Below are 6833 nucleotides of genomic sequence, written 5' to 3'. Positions count from 1 at the left end.
TTAATTGTTTAACTCGTCCCATTTTAACGGGACACTAATGCCACACGATAATGAAATCACAACTCTTTGACATCAGAAGAGAATATAAGAAAGGCAGGCTGACACCGGGTAACCTCAACGACAATCCCTTTGAGCAATTCGACCATTGGCTGAACGATGCTATCCATAGTGATGAGTACGAGCCCACCGCCATGACGGTAGCTACAGTCTCGTCAGACGGACATCCCTCTACACGCACAGTGTTGCTGAAAGGGGTGGAAAATGGCCGGTTCATCTTCTTCACCAACTACGAAAGCAGGAAAGGCCGGCAACTGACTGCAAATCCGTATATATCCTTATCTTTCGTATGGCACAAACTGGAAAGGCAAATACACATTGAAGGAAAAGCTGAAAGATGCGCTCCTGCCGATTCTGACGCCTATTTTGCAAGCAGGCCTTACAAAAGTAAAATCGGGGCGAGGATTTCACCCCAAAGTCACGTCATCGGCAGCCGTATGGAAATAATGCGCGCGTTCGTCTGCGAAGCGGCAACATGGGTAGGGCAAAGTATCAAACGTCCCGACAACTGGGGAGGTTTTGCCGTCACCCCTTTCCGTTTTGAATTCTGGCAAGGACGGGAAAGCAGGCTACACGACCGTTTCCTCTATTCCCAACAAGCGGATGGCAGCTGGAAAAAGGAGAGGCTGGCTCCCTAAATACGGACAGGGAAACACTTCTCATCACAAATAAATCTTAAAAGGAGGAACAAAGCCACAGAAACGCTGTTTGAAGGGGAAACTCTAAAAACAACAGTTATGAATTACGGTATCAGTATTCTTTTCAGGGCTATACCCTTGTTGATGGCCCTTTTCTGTTTCGGCTACGGAGCCTTTGTGCTCCACGAAGGACTGGATTCGGCAAAATTTGTGGCCGGTCCGGTAGTATTTTCCTTAGGGATGATTTGCATTGCCTTGTTCGCCACAGCGGCAACAATCATTAGACAAATTATTCATACCTACAATCCGATAGCCAGATACGCACTTCCGGTTATTGGTTACCTGGCAGCCGTACTCACAGTAATCTATGGTTGGAATTATATGCACGAAACTGCCACGGCAAGCAATTTCGTGGCAGGACACGTGATTTGCGGAGTCGGTTTCATCACAGCTTGTGTAGCTACCACAGCCACAGCCTCCACCCGCTTCACCCTCATTCCCGCCAACTCGGAACGTACCGACCAGCTACAACCTGCCGATGCATTCAATTCCTCCCAGGGATATATCCTGATAGCAGTTGCCACCCTTATGGCAGTAATGGCATGGATATGGGCCTTCTGGCTATTGTCAAAAAGCAGCGAGCACAATGCATATTATGTAGCAGGCCATGTCATGGCAGGACTTGCTTGTATCTGTTCCAGCTTAGTGGCGCTGGTTGCAACCATCGTCCGCCAGATACGCAACAACTATACAAAGGCTGAACGGAAACAATGGCCGGCCCTTGTTTTGATAATGGGCAGCATCAGCATTCTCTGGGGACTTCAGGTCTTGGCCAACAGCAATCCGGCACTCTCCTCCACAGGATATATTATGATAGGCCTGGGACTGGTATGCTACAGCATTTCCAGCAAAGTCATACTACTTGCCGCCATCTGGCGGAACACTTTCAAGCTGGCCAACCGCATCCCGCTGATTCCGGTCTTCACGGCCCTGGCTTGTCTGTTTCTCTCCGCCTTTCTGTTTGAGATGGCAAGCCTGCACAATGCCTATTTTGTCCCTGCACGCGTACTGGCTGGTTTGGGAGGCATCTGCTTTACATTATTCTCCATCGTAAGCATTCTGGAGAGCGGTACATCTAAGTAGACATTTTCCCGCCATTGGCCTGAGCATCGAGAAACAATTCCACACGCTCGGCATGGTGGGCCACATAAGCTGCCGGACCGGTATCCCCGGAATCAAGAATATCGCGGACCACATCCGCCTTATTCTTGCCGGTAATAAAGAAAATAAGATTCTTCGCAGCAAACAAAAGGCAGCCGGTCATGGCTATGCGTTTCTGCCCATTATAGGGATTGACACTCACCTCATAAGGATGAAAGGAAGAAAGCAGATATTCCTGCCCCGGAAAGATAGAGGAGGTATGCCCGTCGTCTCCAGCACCGAGCAAAACGACATCGAAGGCCGGGAAGCCACCCCAAAGCGGAACCGTGCGGCAAACCAGCGTCGAATAGTTCTTTGCTTCAATCTCCGGGCGGTTCACTCCATAAATAGGGTAAACGTATTCATCGGGCATGCCTACTTCATCCAACAGCAAACGGCGCATGGTACCATAATTGCTCTCATAATCCTCTGCCGGTACACACCGCTCATCCACCCAATAAATCCGCATCCGCATCCAAGGAGTCACCTCCTTGTATTCGTTAGCCCAAATGTCAAACATCAGCGAAGGAGTACTTCCCCCGCTGAATGCAAAATAAAAGGTCTTTTCCGGCTCACGCTCCATCATCGCAATCAAATGTTCAATCAACGCATGTGCCGTAGCTGTAGCCGAATGGTAAACATAACTTTTCATAACTCGCAATATTCATCTGTATTAGTCAAATTCTTACACGGATTGGTCCACTCAGCACCATGTTCGCGCATCATCGCTTCACTTTCCAAAGGTCCCCACGTACCTACGGGATACCCATACAAAGGAGCATCCGGATGCTCTTTCCAATAGCGCAACACGGGATCGAAAAAGCGCCATGAAGCCTCTACCGCGTCGCTGCGGGTAAAGAGTGTAGGATCACCTTGTATGCAGTCCTCTATCAGACGGGCATAAGCATCGCCGGTAGGCAACCCGCCCAACTGGTCATAACTGAAGTCCATCATCACCTGCTTCACGTCAAATCCCGGTCCGGGAGTCTTCATGCCGAATTTCAGCACAATGCCTTCATTGGGTTGCAAGCGGAGAATCAGCTTATTCGCACGGGGACAATGTCCACCCTCGCAACGGAACATCTGATGGGGCGTCTCACGGAAATGCACAACAATCTCAGTCACTTTTGTCGGCATTTGTTTGCCGGTACGGATATAGAAAGGAACCCCCTTCCACCGCCAGTTGTTAATACCGATTTTCATGGCAATATACGTTTCGGTACGCGAATCTGGTGCCACGTTCTTCTCTTCCCTATACCCGGCTTTCGAGCCCGAAGCCGTATATTGTCCGCGGACAATGTGTTCCTCCAAATCCTCCTCTGTCAAGGGAGCCAATGACTCATAGACCTTCACCACCTCGTTGCGGAAATTATCGGCATTGAAAACGGCAGGCGGTTCCAATGCAGTGAGCGCCACAAGCTGTATGAGGTGGTTTTGTACCATATCGCGCAGGGCTCCGGCACCTTCATAGAATCCGCCACGTCCTTCGATACCCAGATTCTCTACGGCTGTAATCTCCACATAGTCTATATAATTACGGTTCCATAGCGGTTCGAAGATTCCGTTGGCAAAACGGAAGGCGAGAATGTTCTGCGCCGTTTCCTTACCCAGAAAATGGTCGATGCGGTAAATCTGATGCTCCTTGAAAACGGAAGCATAAATGCTATTCAGCTTTCTGGCTGACTCCAAATCGTAACCGAACGGCTTTTCAACGATGATACGCGTATCAGGACGGTTCAGACCGGCCGCCTTCAAGTGCAAGGGAATGACACCGTACAAGGAAGGTGGAGTAGCCAGATAGAACAGCAGGTTGTCCGGTTTCTGCTCACCGGTAAACTCTTGTAAACGTCCGTCCAGCAGATGATAGCCTTCAACCTCGGCAGGGTCCAAAGTCTGGTAATGCAGATGGCTGCAAAAATCCTTCATTTTATCTTCCACCTGCTCTTTGGAAGCTACGAACTTACTCAATTCACTCATTATATATTCTTGGTAACGGGCATCCGTATACTCGGTGCGTCCTATCCCCAGAATGGAGAATCCTTCCGGCAACCGCCCGCCACTATATAAAGTGTAGAGCGCCGGCATCAGTTTGCGCTTCGTCAAGTCACCCGAAGCGCCGAATATAACAATCACTAATTTTTTCATCATCTTCTCCCCTTTCTCACACATTGTACGTACCCGATTTCGTATCTCCTCCGTGTCCCGTCCAATTTTCATGGAAAAACTGTCCACGCAACTCGTCTGTCCTTTCAAAGGTGTGCGCACCAAAATAGTCACGTTGCGCCTGAATCATATTGGCAGGCAACTTGGCAGACACCAGCGAATAGAAATAATTCAAGGCGGACGAGAATGCAGGCACCGGAAGTTCCTCTTTCATGGATTGTGCCACCAGATGTTTCCAGCCGGAAAGCAACAGCTGCATTTCATTTTTGAAATAAGGAGCCAACAGCAGATGTTTGGGCTTGTCTTTAGCCTCGAAAGCCGTAGCTATGTCGTTCAGGAAAATACTACGGATGATGCAGCCACCCCGCCACATGCGGGCGATGGATGCCAAATCGAGGTTCCAGGCAAAAGCGTCGGATGCACGCTGCAACACGGCAAATCCCTGAGCATATGACACCAATTTGGAAGCATAGAGTGCGGAATAGATATCCTTCACCATCTCCGACTTGTTGTACACCGCCTGCGAGCGTCGGCATACAAATTGCTTGGAAGCCGTTTCTCGCAAGCCCTTCTGTGCCGACAAACTACGTTCGAACACAGCCGTAGCAATCAACCCCAACGGCATGCCCAGCTCCATCGCATTGATAACGGACCACTTGCCCGTACCTTTCTGTCCGGCGGTATCCAATATCTTATCTATCAGGTAACCTCCTGATTTGTCCTTATGACGCAGTATGTTGGCGGTAATTTCAATGAGATAGCTACGCAACTTGCCCTCATTCCAATCAGCAAAGATTTCCGCCATCTGTCCATTGTCCAGACCAAGCAGATTCTTCATCACCCAATAAGCTTCAGCAATAAGCTGCATATCTCCATATTCGATACCGTTATGTATCATCTTGACGAAATGACCGGAACCGGCAGGACCAATCCACTGGCAGCACGGAGTACCGTCAGATGCTTTTGCCGCAATACTCTGCAGGATAGGCTTCACCTCAGGCCAGGCACTTTCAGAGCCTCCGGGCATGATAGACGCGCCGTTCAGCGCCCCTTCCTCTCCACCGGAAACTCCGGCTCCCACAAAACGGAAGCCTTTCTTTTCGGCCAATGCCACACGCCGGTTGGTGTCCTCATAGTTGGAATTACCACCGTCAATCAGGATATCCCCTTCGGACAAATGGGGAAACAGCTGCTCCATCAGCTCATCCACCGCACTGCCGGCACGAACCATCATCATTATTTTGCGAGGTGTGGCAATGGAAGTTACAAATTCGGCTATGTCTGTATAGCCTTCAATTTTTTTCCCTTTGGCGCGGCCGTTCACAAAACGTTCCACCACCCCTTCTTCCACTCCCGGAACCGTACGATTATACACCGATACGTTCCATCCCTTATCTGCCATATTGAGAGCCAAATTCTCGCCCATCACGGCCAGACCGATAAGTCCAATGTCTGTTTTATTTAAATTCTTCATATTCATGTAAATTTTGTCTTTATATGGAAACAAAATGCTAACAGCATTTGTTCGTATGAATTACGAAAATAAAATAGTACTTTTGTCAGCGAAAGCCTATTTTTCAACCAGACAGAAAACCAATGCTCATGAAGAACTTCCACATCGGACTATTGCCACGCATCATCATTGCCATTATCTTAGGTATACTTTTCGGAAATTTCCTACCGGCTTCGCTGGTACGGCTGTTCGTAACATTCAATGCCATTTTCAGTGAATTCCTGAACTTCTCCATCCCCCTCATCATTGTGGGACTGGTCACGATTGCCATTGCCGACATCGGCAAAGGAGCCGGACGGATGCTGGTCGTCACGGCACTCATTGCTTACGGAGCTACCCTATTCTCCGGCTTTCTCTCCTACTTCACCGGTATGGCGGTATTTCCTTCCCTCATAGAAACCGGGGTGCCGTTAGAAGAAGTCAGTGAGTCTCAAGGCATTCTTCCCTATTTTTCCGTGGGTATCCCGCCCTTGATGAATGTTATGACCGCACTCGTACTTGCCTTCACACTGGGGCTGGGCCTGGCTCATCTGAAAAGTGAGGTACTGAAAAATGCGGCACGCGATTTTCAAGAGATTGTCATCCGCATGATCAGTGCAGTGATATTGCCGCTGCTTCCCATCTATATTTTCGGCATTTTCCTCAACATGACGCACAGTGGACAAGTATTCGGCATCCTGATGGTCTTTATTAAGATTATCGGTGTAATCTTCCTGCTTCACATCTTTCTCCTGGTATTCCAATACAGCATTGCGGCACTGTTTGTCCGCAAGAACCCTCTCAAACTACTGGGACGAATGATGCCTGCCTACTTCACGGCTCTAGGCACTCAATCCAGTGCCGCCACTATCCCTGTAACATTGGAGCAAAGTCGGAAGAACGGCGTCTCTGCCGATATTGCCGGATTCGTCATCCCACTTTGCGCCACCATCCATCTGTCGGGCAGCACATTGAAGATTGTGGCATGCGCCCTGGCACTGATGATAATGCAAGGCATGCCCCATGATTTCCCTCTATTTGCAGGATTTATCTTCATGCTGGGCATCACTATGGTAGCCGCTCCCGGGGTACCGGGAGGCGCCATCATGGCATCACTGGGCATCCTGCAATCCATGCTGGGCTTCGACGAGTCGGCACAAGCGCTGATGATTGCACTATACATAGCGATGGACAGCTTCGGTACTGCCTGCAATGTGACGGGCGACGGGGCAATCGCACTGATTATCGACAAAGTGATGGGAAAGAAATAGTTTATATTTTGC

The 6833-nt window shown here is 49.3% G+C and carries 6 protein-coding genes; 3 read left to right on the top strand and 3 right to left on the bottom strand.

What is annotated here, in order from left to right; all coding sequences use genetic code 11:
* Window positions 1-50: 50 nt before the first annotated feature.
* Both pdxH and DW096_RS18235 read left to right on the top strand, forming a co-directional pair.
* Entirely contained in the window at window positions 51-695 is a 645-nt protein-coding gene (gene pdxH, locus DW096_RS18240) for a pyridoxamine 5'-phosphate oxidase (protein ID WP_117962796.1), read from the top strand.
* A 99-nt stretch (window positions 696-794) separates the two neighbouring features.
* On the top strand, window positions 795-1838 hold the full coding sequence (locus DW096_RS18235; RefSeq protein WP_117962794.1) for a DUF2776 family protein: 1044 nt from the start codon (window positions 795-797) through the stop codon (window positions 1836-1838).
* On the opposite strand, the gene pgl is transcribed toward DW096_RS18235, so the two are convergent.
* Genes pgl through gnd form a run of 3 tightly spaced genes read right to left on the bottom strand, consistent with a single transcriptional unit; the run spans window position 1831 to window position 5532 of the window.
* Window positions 1831-2547, bottom strand: coding sequence for a 6-phosphogluconolactonase (gene pgl / locus DW096_RS18230; protein WP_005836269.1), 717 nt, complete (start codon window positions 2545-2547; stop codon window positions 1831-1833). The genes DW096_RS18235 and pgl overlap by 8 nt on opposite strands.
* Window positions 2544-4040, bottom strand: a complete 1497-nt coding sequence (gene zwf, locus DW096_RS18225) for a glucose-6-phosphate dehydrogenase (protein WP_117962889.1) — start codon at window positions 4038-4040, stop codon at window positions 2544-2546. Before zwf ends, pgl begins: the two co-directional genes overlap by 4 nt.
* 16 nt (window positions 4041-4056) lie before the next feature.
* Window positions 4057-5532, bottom strand: coding sequence for a decarboxylating NADP(+)-dependent phosphogluconate dehydrogenase (gene gnd / locus DW096_RS18220; protein WP_117962891.1), 1476 nt, complete (start codon window positions 5530-5532; stop codon window positions 4057-4059).
* A 128-nt stretch (window positions 5533-5660) separates the two neighbouring features.
* Between gnd and DW096_RS18215 the strand changes: the two genes are divergently transcribed.
* Complete coding sequence (locus DW096_RS18215; protein ID WP_005837656.1) at window positions 5661-6821, top strand: dicarboxylate/amino acid:cation symporter; 1161 nt, start codon at window positions 5661-5663, stop codon at window positions 6819-6821.
* Window positions 6822-6833: the final 12 nt, after the last annotated feature.

The sequence above is a fragment of the Bacteroides sp. AM07-18 genome (assembly GCF_003602695.1).
Classification (GTDB): Bacteria; Bacteroidota; Bacteroidia; order Bacteroidales; family Bacteroidaceae; genus Bacteroides; species Bacteroides uniformis.
This window is presented reverse-complemented; position numbering and strand designations above follow the sequence as displayed.